Source organism: Streptosporangium sp. NPDC048886 (genome assembly GCF_055586905.1).
In genome coordinates this window covers 97,193-115,133 of sequence record NZ_JBVJHH010000008.1, presented here as the reverse complement: position 1 = coordinate 115,133, position 17,941 = coordinate 97,193, and the positions used below count along the sequence as shown (strand labels likewise).

Annotated in this window: 12 protein-coding genes; 3 read left to right on the top strand and 9 right to left on the bottom strand. The window is 71.9% G+C overall.

Translation table 11 applies throughout. The features are described 5' to 3' along the window. Positions 1-110: 110 nt before the first annotated feature. Together acnA and ACZ6R6_RS11970 are read right to left on the bottom strand one after the other, a co-directional pair. Positions 111-2,882 (bottom strand): aconitate hydratase AcnA, encoded by a 2,772-nt coding sequence (gene acnA, locus ACZ6R6_RS11975; RefSeq protein WP_470092547.1) that lies wholly within the window; start codon positions 2,880-2,882, stop codon positions 111-113. A 185-nt stretch (positions 2,883-3,067) separates the two neighbouring features. Beyond that, a complete protein-coding gene (locus ACZ6R6_RS11970) occupies positions 3,068-3,796 on the bottom strand; it encodes a metal-dependent hydrolase (RefSeq protein WP_470092545.1) in 729 nt (242 codons plus the stop codon). 212 nt (positions 3,797-4,008) lie between these two features. On the opposite strand from ACZ6R6_RS11970, the gene ACZ6R6_RS11965 reads away from it, so the two are divergent. Next, positions 4,009-5,970, top strand: a complete 1,962-nt coding sequence (locus ACZ6R6_RS11965; RefSeq protein WP_470092543.1) for a ricin-type beta-trefoil lectin domain protein — start codon at positions 4,009-4,011, stop codon at positions 5,968-5,970. Positions 5,971-6,132: 162 nt separating this feature from the next. Here ACZ6R6_RS11965 and ACZ6R6_RS11960 read toward each other — a convergent pair whose 3' ends face one another. Beyond that, positions 6,133-7,383 carry an MFS transporter gene (locus ACZ6R6_RS11960; RefSeq protein WP_470092541.1) on the bottom strand — a complete coding sequence of 417 codons (1,251 nt, stop codon included), beginning with the start codon at positions 7,381-7,383 and terminating at the stop codon, positions 6,133-6,135. 223 nt (positions 7,384-7,606) lie between these two features. Between ACZ6R6_RS11960 and ACZ6R6_RS11955 the strand changes: the two genes are divergently transcribed. Next, a complete protein-coding gene (locus ACZ6R6_RS11955; protein ID WP_470092539.1) occupies positions 7,607-8,362 on the top strand; it encodes a PadR family transcriptional regulator in 756 nt (251 codons plus the stop codon). A gap of 7 nt (positions 8,363-8,369) precedes the next feature. Then, positions 8,370-8,903, top strand: a complete 534-nt coding sequence (locus tag ACZ6R6_RS11950) for a DUF1707 SHOCT-like domain-containing protein (protein ID WP_470092537.1) — start codon at positions 8,370-8,372, stop codon at positions 8,901-8,903. Positions 8,904-8,934: 31 nt separating this feature from the next. Here the strand turns inward: ACZ6R6_RS11950 and mug are convergent, their stop codons facing one another. The 6 genes from mug to ACZ6R6_RS11920 form a co-directional block, all read right to left on the bottom strand. Beyond that, the gene (mug, locus tag ACZ6R6_RS11945) at positions 8,935-9,420 is read right to left on the bottom strand and encodes a G/U mismatch-specific DNA glycosylase (RefSeq protein WP_470092784.1); all 486 of its coding nucleotides are present in this window, start codon (positions 9,418-9,420) and stop codon (positions 8,935-8,937) included. A gap of 140 nt (positions 9,421-9,560) precedes the next feature. Beyond that, entirely contained in the window at positions 9,561-10,970 is a 1,410-nt protein-coding gene (locus ACZ6R6_RS11940; RefSeq protein ID WP_470092535.1) for a sugar porter family MFS transporter, read from the bottom strand. Between the two features lie 407 nt (positions 10,971-11,377). Further along, positions 11,378-12,541, bottom strand: coding sequence for a VLRF1 family aeRF1-type release factor (locus tag ACZ6R6_RS11935; protein ID WP_470092533.1), 1,164 nt, complete (start codon positions 12,539-12,541; stop codon positions 11,378-11,380). Positions 12,542-12,647: 106 nt separating this feature from the next. Beyond that, the gene (locus ACZ6R6_RS11930; protein WP_470092531.1) at positions 12,648-15,188 is read right to left on the bottom strand and encodes a polynucleotide kinase-phosphatase; all 2,541 of its coding nucleotides are present in this window, start codon (positions 15,186-15,188) and stop codon (positions 12,648-12,650) included. Beyond that, entirely contained in the window at positions 15,181-16,725 is a 1,545-nt protein-coding gene (locus tag ACZ6R6_RS11925) for a 3' terminal RNA ribose 2'-O-methyltransferase Hen1 (protein ID WP_470092529.1), read from the bottom strand. The genes ACZ6R6_RS11930 and ACZ6R6_RS11925 overlap by 8 nt, the downstream gene beginning before the upstream one ends. A gap of 260 nt (positions 16,726-16,985) precedes the next feature. After that, positions 16,986-17,909, bottom strand: coding sequence for an LLM class F420-dependent oxidoreductase (locus ACZ6R6_RS11920; RefSeq protein WP_470092527.1), 924 nt, complete (start codon positions 17,907-17,909; stop codon positions 16,986-16,988). Positions 17,910-17,941: the final 32 nt, after the last annotated feature.

Here is a 17,941-nt window from a genome sequence, read left to right as displayed (position 1 = left end):
GGGTCCGGGACGCGGAACCGCCCGGCGGGATGATGTCCCGCCGGGCGGCTCACGTCCGGGGTGTTCCCCCTGTCGTGGGCGGAGCTTACGTGCGGCCCCGCCCCCCTGCGTCAGCTCTTGGCGAGCAGGGAGCGCAGGACGTACTGCATGATGCCGCCGTGGCGGTAGTAGTCCGCCTCTCCGGGGGTGTCGATGCGCACGACCGCCTGGAACTGCTTGTCACCGGCCCTGACCGTCACGGTCTGCGGGATGCCGCCCTTGTTGAGCTCCTCGACGCCGACGATGTCGAAGCTCTCCTCGCCGGTCAGCCCCAGCGACTCGGCCGTCTCGCCCTCGGGGAACTGCAGCGGCAGCACACCCATGCCGATCAGGTTGGAGCGGTGGATGCGCTCGTAGGACTCGGCGATCACGGCGCGGACGCCGAGCAGCGCGGTGCCCTTGGCCGCCCAGTCGCGCGAGGAGCCGGAGCCGTACTCCTTGCCCGCCAGGACGACGAGCGGGATGCCCGCGGCCTGGTAGTTGGCCGAAGCGTCGTAGATGAACGACTGCGGGCCGCCCTCAAGGGTGAAGTCGCGGGTGTAGCCGCCCTCCACGCCGTTGAGCAGCAGGTTCTTCAGCCGGATGTTGGCGAAGGTGCCGCGGATCATCACCTCGTGGTTGCCGCGGCGGGAGCCGTAGGAGTTGAAGTCCTTGACCGCCACGCCGTTCTCGCGGAGGTATTCCGCCGCCGGGGTGCCGGGCTTGATGGAGCCGGCCGGGGAGATGTGGTCGGTGGTGACCGAGTCGCCCAGCTTGGCCAGCACCCGGGCGCCGGCGATGTCCGTCACCGGCTCCGGGGAGGCCGGCATGCCGTCGAAGTAGGGGGCCTTGCGGACGTAGGTCGAGGCCGGGTCCCACTCGAAGGTGTCGCCGGTCGGCACCGGCAGCGACTGCCAGGCCTCGTCGCCCTTGAACACGTCGGCGTAGTCGCGCAGGAACATCTCCTGGTCGATGGAGGACGCGACGACCGCCGAGACCTCCTCCGGCGAGGGCCAGATGTCGGCCAGGAACACCGGCTCGCCGTCGGTCCCGATGCCCAGCGGCTCGGTGTTCAGGTCGAGGTCCATGGTGCCGGCGAGGGCGTAGGCGACGACCAGCGGCGGCGAGGCCAGGTAGTTCATCTTGACGTCGGGGTTGATCCGGCCCTCGAAGTTGCGGTTGCCGGACAGCACCGCGGTGACCGCGAGGTCGTTGTCCTGGATGGCGGCGGAGATCTCCTCCTGCAGCGGGCCGGAGTTGCCGATGCAGGTGGTGCAGCCGTAGCCGACCAGGTTGAAGCCGACCTTGTCGAGATACGGCTGGAGGCCGGAGCGCTCGAAGTAGCCGGTGACGACCTGAGAGCCCGGGGCCAGGGAGGTCTTGACCCACGGCTTGCGGGTCAGGCCCTTCTCGACCGCGTTCTTGGCCAGCAGCGCGGCACCCATCATGACGAACGGGTTGGAGGTGTTCGTGCAGCTCGTGATGGCCGCGATCGTCACCACGCCGTGGTCGATCTCGAAGCTCGTGCCGTCGGCCAGCGTGACCTGGACCGGCTTGCGGGGGCGGTCACCGTTGAGACCGGGCGCATGCGGCTTGCCGCCGTTGCTGTCATGGGAGATCGCCGGGGAGTCGGAGGCGGGGAACGACTCGTCGGACGCCTCGTCGGCCGGACTGAGGTCGGTCGGGGCGTAGTCCTTGACGGCCGCGCGCCAGGCGCTCTTGGCCTCCGACAGCGCGATGCGGTCCTGCGGGCGCTTGGGACCGGCGATGGACGGCACGACCGTGGCCAGGTCCAGCTCGATGTACTCGGAGAAGACGGGCTCCTCGGCCTCCGGGTCCAGCCACAGGCCCTGGGCCCTGGCGTAGGCCTCGGCCAGCGCGACCTGCTCCTCGGAGCGGCCGGTGAGGCGCAGGTAGTTGATCGTCTCGCCGTCGATCGGGAAGATCGCGCAGGTGGAGCCGAACTCGGGGCTCATGTTGCCGATGGTGGCGCGGTTGGCCAGCGGCACGCTGGAGACGCCCTCGCCGTAGAACTCCACGAACTTGCCGACGACGCCGTGCTTGCGCAGCATCTCGGTGATCGTGAGCACCAGGTCGGTGGCGGTGGCCCCGGCGGGGAGCTTGCCGGTCAGCTTGAAGCCGACCACGCGCGGGATCAGCATGGAGATCGGCTGGCCGAGCATCGCGGCCTCGGCCTCGATGCCGCCGACGCCCCAGCCGAGGACGCCGATGCCGTTCTCCATGGTGGTGTGGGAGTCGGTGCCGACGCAGGTGTCGGGGTAGGCCTTGCCGTCGCGGACCATCACCACGCGGGCCAGGTGCTCGATGTTCACCTGGTGCACGATGCCGGTGCCCGGCGGGACGACCTTGAACTCGTCGAAGGCGGTCTGGCCCCAGCGCAGGAACTGGTAGCGCTCGCGGTTGCGCTCGTACTCCCGGTCGACGTTGCGCTGGAAGGAGTCGGGGCCGCCGAAGAAGTCGACGATGACGGAGTGGTCGATGACCATCTCGGCCGGGGCGAGCGGGTTGATCCTGGCCGGGTCGCCGCCGAGGTCGCGGACGGCCTCGCGCATGGTGGCCAGGTCCACGACGCAGGGGACGCCGGTGAAGTCCTGCATGATCACACGGGCCGGGGTGAACTGGATCTCCACGCTCGGCGCGGCCGCGGGGTCCCACTGGCCGAGGGCACGGATGTGGTCGGCGGTGATGTTCGCGCCGTCCTCGGTGCGGAGCAGGTTCTCCAGAAGGATCTTCAGGCTGTACGGGAGGCGCCCCGACCCCTCGACGGCGTCCAGCCGGTAGATCTCATATCCCGCGTCACCGACGCGGAGCGTGTCACGGCTGCCGAAGCTGTTCGCGGACACGGTTCGCCTCCCTCATCACCCAGTTGTCCGGCGCGCCACTGTAAAGGCGCAATTGAATCCTGCCGCACCGTCGGAGTGCCCACGTCAGTTAGGTATGCCTAACCCGTAGCCACAGGTTGCAGCGGATGTCTCGACATCAAGATATCCCCAGAGATATCTCGACATCAAGTTACCTCCCAGTATGCTCAGAGCGGGGCGAGGCGGAAGTACAGCAGCCCGAGAACGACCACCGAAAGTACCGGGGCGAGAAACTTCTGCTCGAAGGCACGGCCGGTCTTGATCCCGATCTTCCACGGCAGCAGCCAGCGCTGCTTCATCGGCCACAGCACCGGACAGCCCTTCTCGGTGCAGCAGTCGCCGACGACGTGGGTCAGGCACCCGACCGCGACCGCCAGCCCCAGCCAGGCATAGCCCACGTTGTCGCTGCGGAACACCGCGAACAGCCCGACCGTCAGGGCGATGTTGACCATCGCGGAGGCGAACTTCTTGCCCGGGACGCCGATCCCGATCGACCGCAGCGCGAGGCCGATGAGCAGCACGACCAGGATGTCGCGGCCGATCGGATAGGTGTTGGCGAGGTAGTGGGCGCCGAATCCGGCGGCGACGGCGAACAGCAGCGAGTGGGTGGCGTTGCGGTGACCGCCGCTCAGCCAGGCGACGGCCTTGCTCAGCCCCCAGGTCACCGGGCCGAAGGTCTGGGCGATCGTGGCGCTGGGGTGGTCCAGGTCCGGCAGCATCGCGGCCCCGGAACAGACCAGCGCCCCGGCGATGAACTCGGCCGGGGTGAGCGCGTCCGCCATGACGCCGGTCTCGATGAACCGGGAGGACTCGGTGAGCAGCGGCAGGGCCGCGAGCGTCGGCGCCACCCCCAGCCAGGCGATGGCCCCCGTCAGCGCGTGCGTGTGTCCCATCATCGGCCGAACACTCCTATCAAGATCACGCTAAGCGACTGTACGGCAAAGCCCGCGTCAAGCAAGGGACCGTGCCATTTTGCATCATCGGCGCGTCGGGAGGGCGAGACCAATCCGATACATGAGCTCTGTTCATCTTTTCTGGATTCTGGGGTTACCTGGGCGTAACAAGCGCTTGTCCCGACCTCCCATCCCTACGCGAGAGGTGACCCCCCATGCCCCTCCGCCTGCCCGGACCCGTCATGGCCGCGCTCGTCGCGGTCATCGGCGCCGTCCTCACCGCCCCCGCGGCGCACGCCGCACAGAACGAGGTCAGTCCGCTCCCTCCGCAGTTGGAGACCGTCCGCAGGGCCGAGGCCGTCAAGCTCTACGGCGACGAGGCCGTCCGCCCCATGGACCAGCGCAAGACCGGGCTCGTCTCGCTGGGTGACAGCGAGATCTCCGGCGAGGGCGCCTTCGACCGCTCCCTCTACGAGCCGGGGACGGACGGGCCCGACAACTGGTGCCACCGGTCGAAGAAGGCCGCCATCCACGTCACCGGCATCCCGGCCGACGTGACCTTCAACCTCGCCTGCTCCGGCGCGCAGACCAACGACATCACCATCGGCGGGACCCACCAGTACGACGAGCTCAACCAGGGCGACAACCTGGCGATCAAGGCCCGCAACACCCGGATCAAGATGATCACCGTGGTGGCCGGGGCCAACGACACCGGAGGTCCCGAGTTCGGGCCGACCATGACCGGGTGCGTGGAGAGACGGGTCCTGTTCAGGGGGAACTGCTGGCCCGAGCACTCCCCGACCTGGGCCGGCCGGATCGACTTCATCGTGCCCCGGGTGGAGAAGGCCCTGCGCGACGTCCGGCAGATCATGACGGAGGCGGGCTACACGGCCGCGGACTACCAGCTCGTCGCCATGAGCTACCCCGGCCCCGCCAGCCCGGACGTGGAGGACAACCCGAACTTCCCCGGCTGGTACAACGGCGGCTGTCTCGGCTACCTCTCCGACCTGGCCTTCGCCCGCAACAAGGCGGTGCCGATCTTCGAGCAGGGCATCCGCAGGGCCGCGAGCCTGGCCGGCGCGCGCTACCTGGACGCGAGCCGACTCTTCCACGGCCGCGAGGTCTGCATGGACGGCCCCTGGGTGACCGGGCTGCACGCGGTGAACGGCGACCTGTTCAACCCCCGGGCGACCCAGCAGTCCTTCCACCCGAACTCCGCCGGGCACGCCGCGTTCGGCGCCTGCCTGGGGCGCTTCTACGCCGCCGACGCCACCCAGGCCACCTGCATGCTCCCCGCCGGCACGCTCACCCCGGCGCTCTACCCCGGCCTGCCCGAGTTCAGGCAGCTCAGGAACGGCGCGACCGGCGACTGCCTGGACGTGGACGGCAACTCCACGCGCAACGGCCGCAAGCTGATCGGCTGGGCCTGCGAGGGCACGCGCAACCAGGCGTTCTGGTACGACCCGGCGCGCAGGACCCTGCACACCGAGCTCTCGCACGACCGCTGCGCGGACGTCGACGGCGGCCGGCTGGCCGCGGGCACCGCGATCCAGGTGTGGGACTGCCACGGCGGCCCCGCCCAGCGCTGGACCCATGACGGCGCGCGCCTGCACGCCGCCGACGCGCCCACGCTGTGCGCCACGCTCCCCGGCGGCGCCCACGGCGACCGGCTGACGCTGGCCCCCTGCGACTCCGGCGACTCCCGGCAGGTGTTCACCTGGGAGACGAAGAAGGCACTGGCCTACACCGAGCTCAAGTCGGGCGGCAAGTGCCTGGACGTGCCCGGCGGCGCCCCGGCGAGCGGCGCGAACCTGTTGCTGTACACCTGCGACGGCGGAGCCGACCAGTTCTGGGCCCACAACCCGGTCTCCGGGCAGCTGCACAACCTGGCCGACCCGGGCCTCTGCGTGGACCTGGAGGGGGGCACGGTCACGGCCGGGCAGCCGATCCAGGTGGCGCACTGCTCCTCGGCGGTCGGCCAGTATTCGGCGTCGATGCGGTGGGACCTGACCGGCGGGACGTTCCTGTCGCGTAAGGACACCGGATGGGCGATCGCGGCGGCCGGGACCTCGGACGGCTCGGCGGTCGTGCTCCAGCGGGCCGCGGGGCAGCGGTGGAGCACCGGTGCGGGCCGGGCGCCCGACCCGTGGAAATTCCTGACCGCGGACATCTACTGAGAGACGGGCGGCCGGGCGGAGAATCTCCGCCCGGCCGCCCGCACATCCCGGAAACGACAGACGGGACCGTTCCGCACCGAAAGCACCCCCCAGCCCTTCCGGCACGGAACGAATCCCGTCTATGTCCTTTGTAACGTGCAGGTCTCGATGCTTGTTCCGAAATCAGCCGAGAATTGCGTGATCTAGCTCACTTCTTCGCTGAGTGATGGCGATCTCACTGTCGGTGACGGTCATCAGGAAGGGTACGACAGGCAGCGCGGCCACCCCGGCGAAGACCGCGAAAGCCCCGGTCAGGCCCATGATCTCGGCCAGCAGGCCGGCCAGGCCGGCGCCGATGGGGAGTGTCCCCCAGGTCAGCAGGCGGGCCGCCGCGCCGTACCGGCCGAGCAGCCGGTCCGGGACGATCATCTGGGCCATGGTGCGGCTGTTGACCGTCCAGAGCGTGCCGCCCATGCCGCCCAGGAGCGCGGCGGCGGCGACCGCCCAGGCCTCGGGGAACACCGCCGGGACGGTCATCATGACGACGGTGCCGACGAGGTCGGCGAAGAGCGCCCAGCGCACGCCCAGCAGGCGGTTGACCGCGGTGACGAGCACCGCGCCGAGCAGCCCCCCCACCCCGATCGAGCCGAGCAGCAGGCCGTACCCGGCCGGGTCGAGGTCGAGCACCCGGACGGCGTAGGAGGGCAGCAGCGCCAGCCAGGCGCTCCAGCAGGCCACCAGCGCCGCGATGGTCAGCGACATCGTGCGGAGCAGGCGGTGGCGCCAGAGGAAGGCCAGCCCCTCGACCATCTCCGCCCGGACCCTCCCCGGCCGGAGGGGCTGCCCGGAGCCCCCCTCCCCGGGGACGCTCACGCGGAACCGGCCGGCCAGCAGCGCGAGCAGCACCGCTCCCAGGGCGAAGGCCGCGGCCGACGAGCCCAGGGCCAGCGCGGCGCCGGCGCCGACCAGCAGGCCACCGACGGCCGGCCCGGCGAACTCGTTGGCGACGGTCTCGGCACCGGCGATCCAGGCGTTGACCGGACCGAGCCGCTCCCGCGGCACGGCCGCCGGGACCAGGGCGCCGACGGCGGAGTCCGCCACCACCTCGGCCAGGCCGATGGACAGGCCCGCCAGGTAGAGCACCGGCAGCGACAGCGCGCCGGCGGCGACGGCCGCCAGCAGGCCCAGCACGGCCATGAGCCTGACCAGGTTGGCCGCGGCCGCCAGCCGCCTGCGGTCGCCGCGGTCGACGAACACCCCGACATGGAGCGAGGCCAGCAGCCACGGCAGCGTCAGGGCGAGCCCCACCCCGGCGACCAGGCCCGGCGAGTCGGTGAGACCGACCGCCAGCAGCGGGAGCACGACCTTCGCCACCCCGTCGGCCAGGTTGGTCGCCACGGTGAACCCGACGAGCACCCTCTCATTACGCCGCACCGTCACGTCACCGTCCCACCCAGAAGATCGCAAGTAACCATCTAAAGCCTTTAGGTGGTCACACCTTATCCGTTCGGCCGGCCGGGTGGAAGTCACAGGGGCCCACGGGCCCCGACCAGCCAAAACCCCCATATCACCTCAATAGCTTGTTCTTAGAACGGTCTCGATATATCTTTGAAGCATCGAGAGCGATCTAAAGACGGTCGCGACAGGAGGAGGAACCATGACTTCCGCACACACGATGGGCGGTCACTGGGCCGGCGCCATCCCGCACGAGGTGCGCCGCCAGATGAGGCACGCCGCCAGGGAGGCCTGGCGGAACATGGCCGCCGGCTGGCAGCAGGACGAGTCCCACCACGGCGGGCCCGGCCCGCACGGCTGGGGCCCCCACGAGCACCGGCACCGGGGCCGCCGCGGCGGCGGCCCCTTCCCCGGCGGCCCCTTCCCGTGGGACTTCGGCAGGGGTGGCTCGGGGCGCGGCGGCCCGTTCGGCGGACGCTCGCCGTTCGGCCGGGGGCGCAAGGCGAAGCGGGGCGACGTCCGCGCCGCGATCCTCGCCCTGCTGTCGGAGGAGCCGCGCAACGGCTACCAGATCATCCAGGAGATCGACCGGCGCAGCCAGGGAGGCTGGAAGCCCAGCCCCGGCGCGGTCTATCCGGCGCTGCAGCAGCTCACCGACGAGGGCCTGGTCCTGGCGGAGGAGAGCGACGGCCGCAAGTCCTTCCGGCTCACCGAGGCGGGCCGGACCTACGTGGCCGAGCACGCCGACGAGGTGCGCGCGCCCTGGGAGGAGATGACACCCGACGTCGACGACAGCACCTGGGAGCTGATGAACCTGGCCCGCCAGTCGGGATTCGCCATGTTCCAGATCCTGCAGACCGGCAGCGACGCGCAGATCCGCCAGGCCCAGCAGATCCTGACCGAGACGCGCCGCAAGCTGTACCAGATCCTGGCCGACGGCGACTCCGGCGAGGAGTGAGCACTCGATGACGTCCCGGGACGACCTCCGCATCGGAGACGCCGAGCGTGACACGGCCATGACGGCCCTGCGCGAGCACTACGCGCAGGGCCGCCTGACCCACGAGGAGCTCGACGAACGCATCGAACGGACCCTGGCCGCGCGCACCGGCGGGGAGCTGGCCCTGGTCTCGGCGGACCTGCCTGACCTGCCCGGCTCCCGCCACGGAGATCCGGACGCCGCCGAGCACGGATGGGAGGATCGGGGACCCGGCCGGCCCGGGCCGTGGCACGGGGGCCGCGGCCACCACGGACGCGGTCCCCGCCGGGCGGGCCGCCACCCCGCCGCCTGGCACCACCACGCGGCCTGGCACCACCGGACGGGCCGCCGGGGCGGGCCGCCGATCGCCCCCTTCCTGATGCTGATGCTGGTCGTCGGGGTGGCGACCGCCGGGTTCTGGACGCTCAAGTTCGTCCTCGCCGCCTGGCTGACGGTGGCCGTGCTGGGCCTGCTCCGCCGCAGGCGGTGGCACCACCCCCGGACCGGCGGCCCCGGCCACTGAACACCTCCGGCCGCCGGGCGCCCCGGCCCGGTCAGCGCAGGGACTCCCGGAGCCGTCGCATCTCCCCCGCGATCCGCTCCAGCGTCCAGTGGGCGTTCAGGCCGCTCGGGTTGGGCAGCACCCACACCCGCGCGCCACCGATCCTGTCCTCCAGCGGTCCGATCGCCGCCTTCGGCCGGGCGAACGCCATCCGGTAGGCGGTCACCCCGGCCACCGCCACCACCTGGGGCCCGACCTCGGCGACCAGCTCCGCCAGCCGCTCGCCGCCCTCGCGGAGCTCCCGCGCCGACAGCTCGGCCGCCTGCGCGGTGGCCCGCGCCACCACGTTGGTGATGCCCAGCCCGAAGGAGGGGAGCAGATCCTGCTCGGCCGGGGACAGCAGCCGGGGAGTGAAGCCGGAGCGGTGCAGCGCGGGCCAGAAGCGGTTGCCCGGCCGGGCGAAATGGCAGCCGGTGGCCGCCGAGTAGAGCCCCGGGTTGATGCCGCAGAACAGCACCTCCAGCGACGGCCCCAGCACGTCGTCGACCGTCCGGTCCCTGGCCGCGTCGAGCTCGGCCCGCGTCGGCGGCCCGGCCCTGACGGCGGGGGCGGCCGGGGGCTCGGCGGCGGAGGGTTCCGCCGGGGGCACGGGGTTCACCTCGGGCACGGGTACGGACCCTAGCCCATCTCCTCCAGCCTGCGCCCCTTGGTCTCCCGCACCATGAACAGCACGAAGACGAAGGACAGCGCGGCGAAGAAGGCATAACCCACGTAGGCCCCGGCCAGGCTCCACGCCGCCAGGGACGGGAAGGAGACGGTGATCAGCCAGTTGGCCACCCACTGGGCGGAGGCGGCCACCGACAGCGCGGCGGCCCTGATCCTGTTGGGGAACATCTCGCCGAGCAGCACCCAGACCACGACACCCCAGGACAGCGCGAAGAACAGCACGAAGACGTGCGCGGCGACCAGCGCGACGGTGCCCTGCGTCTCCGGCAGCTTGACGGCCTCCCCGGTGCGGACTCCCGCGCTGAAGGCCCACGCGGCCACGGCGAGCGAGACCGCCATGCCCGCCGAACCGATCAGCAGCAGAGGCTTGCGGCCGATCCGGTCGACCAGCGCGATGGCGATGAACGTGCCGACGATGTTGATGATCGAGGTGGAGAAGCTGATCAGCAGCGAGTCGCTCTGGTTGATCCCCACCGACTGCCACAGGGACGCCGAGTAGTAGAAGATCACGTTGATGCCGACGAACTGCTGGAAGACCGAGAGCAGGATGCCGATCCAGACGATCGGCAGCAGCCCCAGCGCCGGGCCGCGCAGGTCACGCATCCGGGGCCGGTGCTCGCTGCGCAGCAGGTTGTAGATCTCCGTCACCCGGGTGTCCAGGTCGACGTCGTCGCCCTCGACCTCCCGGAGCACCCGGCGGGCCTGCTCCGTCTTGCCCACCGCGATGAGATAGCGCGGCGACTCGGGGATGATGGTCGAGAACAGCAGGTAGAGCAGGGCGGGGACCAGGCAGGCGCCGAGCATCCACTGCCACGCCTGCAGGCCGAACAGCTCGTTGTTGACGTTGCCCCCGGCCGTCTGCGCGATCGCGTAGTTGACGAGCTGGGAGACCGCGATGCCCAGCACGATCGCGAGCTGCTGGAAGGACCCCAGGCGACCCCGGTAGGCGGGTGGCGCGACCTCGGCGATGTAGGCGGGGCCGATCACCGAGGCCATGCCGATCCCGACGCCGGCGAGCACCCGCCAGAAGGCCAGGTCCCAGATCGCGAACGGCAGCGCCTGGCCGACGGAGCTGACCGCGAACAGGAGCGCCGCCACCTGCATGGTCCTGGTGCGCCCCCAGTGGTCGGCTATGCCTCCGGCGATCCACGCGCCCACCGCCGATCCCAGCAACGCGATCGCCACCACGACGCCGATCTGGACCGGACCGACCCCGAAGTGCTTCTGGATCCCGGTGACGGCGCCGTTGATGACGGCGCTGTCGTAGCCGAACAGGAACCCGCCCAGCGCCGCTGCGGCGGTGATGAAGACGACGTGTCCGAGGTGCTCGCTGGATGTGCCCGAAGAGGCGGTGCCGACCATGACGGTCCTTTCCCCCGAAGAACGCAGGTATCCCTGGATCGACCGCGAGAGATCGCACCCGATCCGGTCCGGGGGGCTTGTTCACGACATGAGCTGCGAAAACGTAATTCGACTTAATGGAGAGTGTCTCACAGCGTCCCGCTGTGGATCAGCGCGGCTCTCGGGTTCCCGGCCCGCGCAGTCGGTGCCCGCACACCGCAGACGCCCGCCGTCGGAGCCCGCGCACGGCGGATGCCCGCCCTCGGGGACGGGAGCGGGCATCCGCCGTGCGGCCGCCCGCCGGTCCGCCCACCGGGCCACCCGGCACCGGTCGGCGCGGGATCGCGGCGAGCCCGCGAGGTCACGGCGGCCCCGTGGGATCGGCGGCTACCAGCGCGGGATCGCGGCGAGCCCCGTGGGATCGGCGACTACCAGCGCAGGATCGCGGCGAGCCCGTCGAACTCGGCCAGGGCCTCGGACGCCTGCTGGTCCAGCACGATCACCTCGGCGTCGATGTCCAGGGCCCGTTCGATCATGCGCTCGCCCATCCTGGGCTCCTGGACGAGCGTCTGCTCCGACTCCCCCTGCGGGACCTGGTCGGGCGGCCAGAGCCGCCCGTCGGCCGTACGGCTGCCGCTCCACTCGCGGGACTCGGCCAGCAGCAGCTGCGCCACCCGGCTTTCGTTCAGCGCGTTGAGCGTTTCTCCCGTGCCGAGGGCCCCGCGCCCCCCGGACAGGGCGGCGTCCTTGGCCCGCTCCGCCAGCTCGGTGGCACGCCGGGTCCGGGCGGCCAGCAGCTGCGGTTCCGCGTACTCGGCGATCTTCGCCGGGGGCAGCGAGTCGACCACCGCGTCGATCTGGATGACGTCTCCGGTCAGCTCCGCCGCCACGACCTCGGTCAGCTGGACGTCGCCGACCAGCACGATCGTGGTCCAGCCCCGGCTCTCGGCCTGCTGGGCGACGTCCGGCGCGGCGGCGCGCACCAGCCTGGTGAGGTTGTCCTCGACCCGGCGCTCGAACCTGTCCCGGTGCGCCGCGCCCTGCCGGGCGAGCTCCGAGGCGGCGGGGCCGCGCATCTGCCGCCAGTCCTCGGCGGAGACCTCGAAGTACGCCCGCTCGGCGTCCTCGGCCGTGCCGTACCGGTAGTCGATCATGCGCAGCCCGTCCCGGGAGACGAGCACGAGGCCGGCCGGCGGCGCGGCCTCGACCGTGTTGACCAGCGGGCGCACGTAGGCCGTCGACTCCAGCACGATCTGGTCGGCGACCGGCAGCTGGAAGGAGAAGGTCCACACCTCGTCACTGCTGATCGGCGCGAACAGCACCCGCCCCAGCCCCGACTCGGTCGGGTTGAGCAGCAGCCCGAGCTCCTGGTCCAGCCCCTCCAGCCGTTTGAGGACGGCCATCCGCCGCGCCCGGTCCCCGTCGGCCGAGACCTGCTCCCGCAGTTCGGTGAGCTGGTTGCCGAAGCGGATCCGCCACGCGGGCCGGACCGCCGCCTCCTCCCGGGGGTCGGCGGTCACGTAGAACGACAGCACTCCCTGGTCGTCGTGGATGGCGACGACGTCCCGCAGAGCCGCACGATCGAATCTCACGACGCCTCCCTGGTGGTCCGGCCTCCAACGATATGGACCTGCATGGGGGGAACGATCGTCCCAATCGGGAAAATGCCTTCCTGCTTCATCTGTCTTTACCTGGAGATCACAGACGCGGGTCCACCGGCTCGGACTCCAGCGCCAGGACGGCGAAGACCGGCTCGTGCACGCGCCACAGCGGCTCGCCCTCGGCCAGCCTGGACAGCGCCTCCAGCCCGAGGGCGTGCTCGCGCAGGGCGAGGGAGCGCTTGCGCCCCAGGAAGCGGCGGCGCAGGACCTCCAGGCTCTCGGTGTAGTCGGGGCCGTAGATGATCCGCAGGTATTCCCGCCCGCGCACCTTGATCCCCGGCTGCACCCGGCCCCCGGGCACGGCCGCGCCCGCTCCGCCTGCCTGCTCGCCATCGGCCTCCCGTGGCCACCGCAGCGGCTTGACCACCATGCCCTCCCCGCCGTCGGCGGTCAGCGCGGACCACCAGTCGGTCGCCGCGTCCCTGGACTCCTGCGAGGCCAGGTCGACGGAGACGTGCCGGGTGGGTGCGATCAGCGGATCGGTGAGCCGGGAGAGCATGTCCAGGTGCCAGGAGTGCGTCTCCTCGGCGGCGGTCGCCCGGCCCTCGCAGGCGAGGATCTGGAAGGGCGCCAGCCGTATCCCGTCCAGACCCGAGACCGGCCAGCAGTAACGCGCATACGCGTCCCGGAACCGGGCAGCGTTGGCGTGGCGGCGACGGGTGCGGCCCAGTAGATCGCCCACATCCAATCCGCGCCCGGCCGCCGCCTCCAGGACGGCGATCGCCTCGGGCAGCGCCGTGCGGGCCGCGGCCCCCACCGAGGCGTACTGGCTGCGGATCAGCCCCTCCGCCTTCGCCGACCAGGGCAGCAGCTCGCAGTCGAGGGCGAGCCAGCCGGTGCCCAGCTCGTCCATGAGCGGCATGCACGCCCGCCTGAGCCGGTCCACCAGTCCGGTGGTGTCGGGGAAGAACGGCCTGCCGGTCCGGGTGTAGACGGCCCCGGTGGTCCCGTCCGTGACCCCGAACCGCGCCGCCGCCGTCTCCGGGTCCCTGGCCAGTACGGCCACCGCCCGCGAGCCCATGTGCTTCTCCTCGCACACGACATGGGTGATCCCCGCGGCCGCGAACTCGGCGAACGCCTCGGCCGGGTGCTCCAGGTAGCCGTCGAGCCCGGAGGTCTCCGGCGGCGCCATCGTGGGGGGAAGGTAGACCAGCCAGCGCGGGTCGACCGCGAACCGGCTCATGATCTCCAGTGCCGCGGCCGAGTTCTCCTCCCGGACCTTGACGCGGCCGCCGCCGTGACGCACCTCGATGTGCTTGGTGCCCTGGACGTCGCCGATGGCGAGCGCCTCGGGGTCGCGCCGGCCCGGGGCCCCGAACGGCCTGACCGACTCGTACCAGACCTTCTCGGCGGGCACCGAGACGATCTCCTTGGACGGGTAGCGCAGCGCGGTCAGCCTCCCGCCGAACACGGCGCCGGTGTCCAGGCAGATCGTGTTGTTGATCCACTCGGTCTCGGGGACCGGGGTGTGGCCGTAGACGACCATGGCCCGGCCCCGGTACTCCCGCGCCCACGGGTAGCGCACCGGCAGCCCGTACTCGTCGGTCTCGCCGGTGGTGTCGCCGTACAGCGCGAAGGCGCGCACCCGGCCCGAGGCGCGGCCGTGGTAGTCCTCCTTCAGCCCGGCGTGCGCGACGACGAGCCTGCCGCCGTCGAGCTGGTAGTGGCTGATCAGCCCGTCCATGAAGGCCAGCGCGGCCGCGCGGAACTCCTCGGGCTCGGCGGCGAGCTGGTCCAGCGACTCCTGCAGCCCGTGGGCGACCCTGACCTTGCGGCCGTTGAGCGCGCGGGCCAGCTTCTGCTCGTGGTTGCCCGACACGCACAGCGCGGTCCCGGCCGCGACCATGCCCATGACCAGCCGGAGCACGCCCGGCGAGTCGGGCCCCCGGTCGACCAGGTCGCCGACGAACACCGCCGTCCGGCCCTCGGGGTGGGTCGCGCCGGTGCCGCCGGGATCGATCTCCCACCCCAGGGCGCGCAGCAGCGTCTCCAGCTCCGACCGGCACCCGTGCACGTCGCCGATGATGTCGAACGGCCCGGTCAGCTCGCGCCTGTCGGTCCACGCCTTCTCGGTGACGACGGTGGCGGCCTCGATCTCGTCGGTCCCGCGCAGCACGTGGACCCGGCGGAAGCCGTCGCGGGAGATCTTCGCCATGGACCGACGCAGGTCCTTGCGCTGCCGCCGGATCACGTGGGGGCCGAAGTCCCGGTCGGGCCTGGCGGCGTTGCGCTCGATCGCCACCTCCTCCGGCACGTCCATGACGATCGCGTCGACGAGCACGTTGTGGGACTTGGCCAGCTCGACCAGCTTCTTGCGCGCCTCCCACTGGACGTTGGTGGCGTCCACGACCGTCAGCAGGCCCCGCCTGAGCCGGGTGCCGACGATGTAGTGCAGCACGTCGAAGGCGTCGGAGGTGGCGCTCTGGTCGTTCTCGTCGTCCGACACCAGGCCGCGGCAGAAGTCGGAGGAGACCACCTGGGTCGGCCTGAAGTGCCGGCGGGCGAAGGTCGACTTCCCGCTGCCGGAGACCCCGACGAGCACGACGAGCGACATCTCCGGCACGGTGATCTCAGTCATCTCCGCCTCCCGCGTTCACACCGTCTCCGAGACCGAACAGGGCCATCTGGGTGGGCGGGCCCACCTCGGGGTCGTCGTCGCCGACCGGCCGGAAGGCGACGTGGTAGCCGTAGTCGTCGCAGACCTTCGCCGCCCACGCCCGGAACTCGGCCCGGGTCCACTCGAAGCGGTGGTCGGGGTGGCGCATGCCCTCCACGAAGTCGTAGCGCACGTTGTACTCGGCGTTGGGCGTCGTCACGATCACGTGCCCGGGCCGGGCGGTGCCGAAGACCACCCGCTCCAGCGCGTCCAGCCGCGGCGGGTCGACATGCTCGACGACCTCCATGAGGACGGCGGCGTCGTATCCGGCGAACCGGGCGTCGGTGTAGGTCAGCGCCCCCTGGAACAGCTCCAGCCGCTCCCGCTGCCGGTCGGGCATCCGGTCGGGCTTCAGCCGCCGGGCCGCGAGCGCCAGCGCCTGCGCCGACACGTCCACCCCGGTCACCTTCGTGAACTCCGGCCTGCCCAGCAGCGCCCCGACCAGCTGCCCGGAACCGCAGCCCAGGTCGATGACGCGGTGCGCGCCGAGCTCCCCCAGCGCCTCGACCACGGCCTCGCGGCGCAGGACGTTCAGGGGCCGCCTGGGCGCGCCGCCCGGCTCCTCCTCGGGCGCGGGGACCTGTCCCGCCGTCGCGGAGGGGGCCTCCACCGGCGGGAGCCCGGCCGCGGCCTCCTCGGCGCGGGGGCCGGCGGTCTCCTCCGGGAGGGCGCCGACGGCGGTCTCCTCCTCCACGGGAGGTTCGAGGTCCTCCTCCACGTCGTCACCGAGCTCGGCCAGGCGGGCGAAGGCGGTGCGGGTCAGGGTCTGGCTGCGGCCGAGGTAGCGGCGGGTGATCAGGCTCCTCTCGGGATGGGCGGCCAGCCAGGACTCGCCCGCCCGGATCAGCTTGTCCACCTCGTCGGAGGCGACCCAGTAGTGCTTGGCGTCGTCGAGCACCGGCAGCAGCACGTAGAGCTGGTTGAGCGCGTCGGCCAGCCGCACCTCGCCGCGCAGCGACAGCCGGACGTAGCGGGAGTCGCCCCACTCGGGGAACTCCGCGTCCAGCGGCACGGGCAGCGCCTCGACCTCCCAGCCCAGCGGTTCGAACAGCCGGTGGGCCATCCCGGGGCCGCCCCGGCAGGGCAGCACGGGCAGCGCGATCTCCAGCGGGATGGGGCCGGCGGCCAGCTCGGGACGGCTGTCGCAGCGGCCGGCGCGGGCCGTGCGGAACACCTCCGCCAGCGCCACGGCCAGCAGCGACGACGCGGCGTAGGGCCGGTCGTTGACGTACTGGCCCAGCGCGTAGTCGGGGGTGGAGCGGCCGCGCGAGCGGACCAGGCGGACCGGGTCGACCTCGAGCATCAGCGCCGCCGTGCAACGCTCCTCGTCGGCCTCCGGATAGAAGACGCGGGCCACGCCGTACGACTGGCCGAACTCCTGAACCCGGTCCGGATGCTTGTGCAGCAGGAAACCGAGGTCGGTGGCGGGCCGTACGGTCGTGGAGATCGTGAGCAACACCCGGCTCAGTCTGCCCGACATCCGGCCGGACGGGCCATGGGTTAACGGGCCGGATGTGATCGCGGAACCCCCGGCGCCCACGGTCACGCCGGACGGGCCGGGGCCGCCCGGAGGGCTCCCGGGCGCGCGGCGGCGCGCCCCCCGGCCGCACCGCCCGGCGCCGGCCGCCCCGCCGGTCCGGCGGTGATCCGCCCGGCCGGGCCGCCGCGCCCGTGAGGGGTGCGGCGGAGGTCCACGGCCCACACGTGGGGCAGGACCTCCTACACGTGGGGCAGGACCTCGGCGGCGATGAGCTCCAGGTGGTCCAGGTCCGACAGGTCCATCACCTGGAGGTAGACCCGCTCGGCGCCCAGCTCGGCGAACCTGCCGAGCTTGTCGACCACCTCCGCCGGGGTGCCCGCCAGGCCGCTCGCGCGCAGTGCGGCGAGGTCCTGTCCGGCGGCCTCGGCCCGACGCGCCACCTCGGCCTCGTCGGAGCCGACGGCGACGGTCTGGGCGGCCGAGCACACGATCTTCGAGCGCCCCTCCGCCTCGCACGCCTCCCGGACCCGGCCGAAGGCCAGCTCGGTGTCGTCCAGGGTGTGGAAGGGCAGGTTGTACTCGTCGGCGAAGCGCGCGGCCAGCCGCGGGGTGCGCTTGGCGCCGAATCCGCCGATGATGATCGGCGGCCTGGGGCTCTGCACGGGCTTGGGCAGCGCCGGCGAGTCCGCCAGCCGGTAATGGGCGCCCTCGAAGGAGAACTTCTCCCCCGCGGGCGTGGTCCACAGGCCGGTGAGGATCTCCAACTGCTCCTCGAAGCGGCCGAAGCGCTCGCCCGTCGGCGGGAACGGGATCCCGTACGCGGTGTGCTCGGCGTCGAACCAGCCGGTGCCCAGGCCCAGCTCGACCCGGCCCCCGCTCATCCGGTCCACCTGGGCCACGCTGATCGCCAGCGGGCCGGGCAGCCGGAAGGTGACCGGGGTGACCAGGGTGCCGAGCCTGATCGTGGTGGTCTCCCTGGCCAGGCCGGCGAGGGTCACCCAGGCGTCACTGGAGCCGGGACCGGGGTCGCCCGGCCCGATCCGCATGTAGTGGTCGGAACGGAAGAAGGCGTCGAACCCCAGACGCTCGGCGGTCCGCGCGACCGTGAGCAGCTCGTCGTAGGTGGCGCCCTGCTGCGGTTCAGTGAAGATCCTCAACTTCATGAACCCCATTATCCGGGCACTCCGGACGGCAT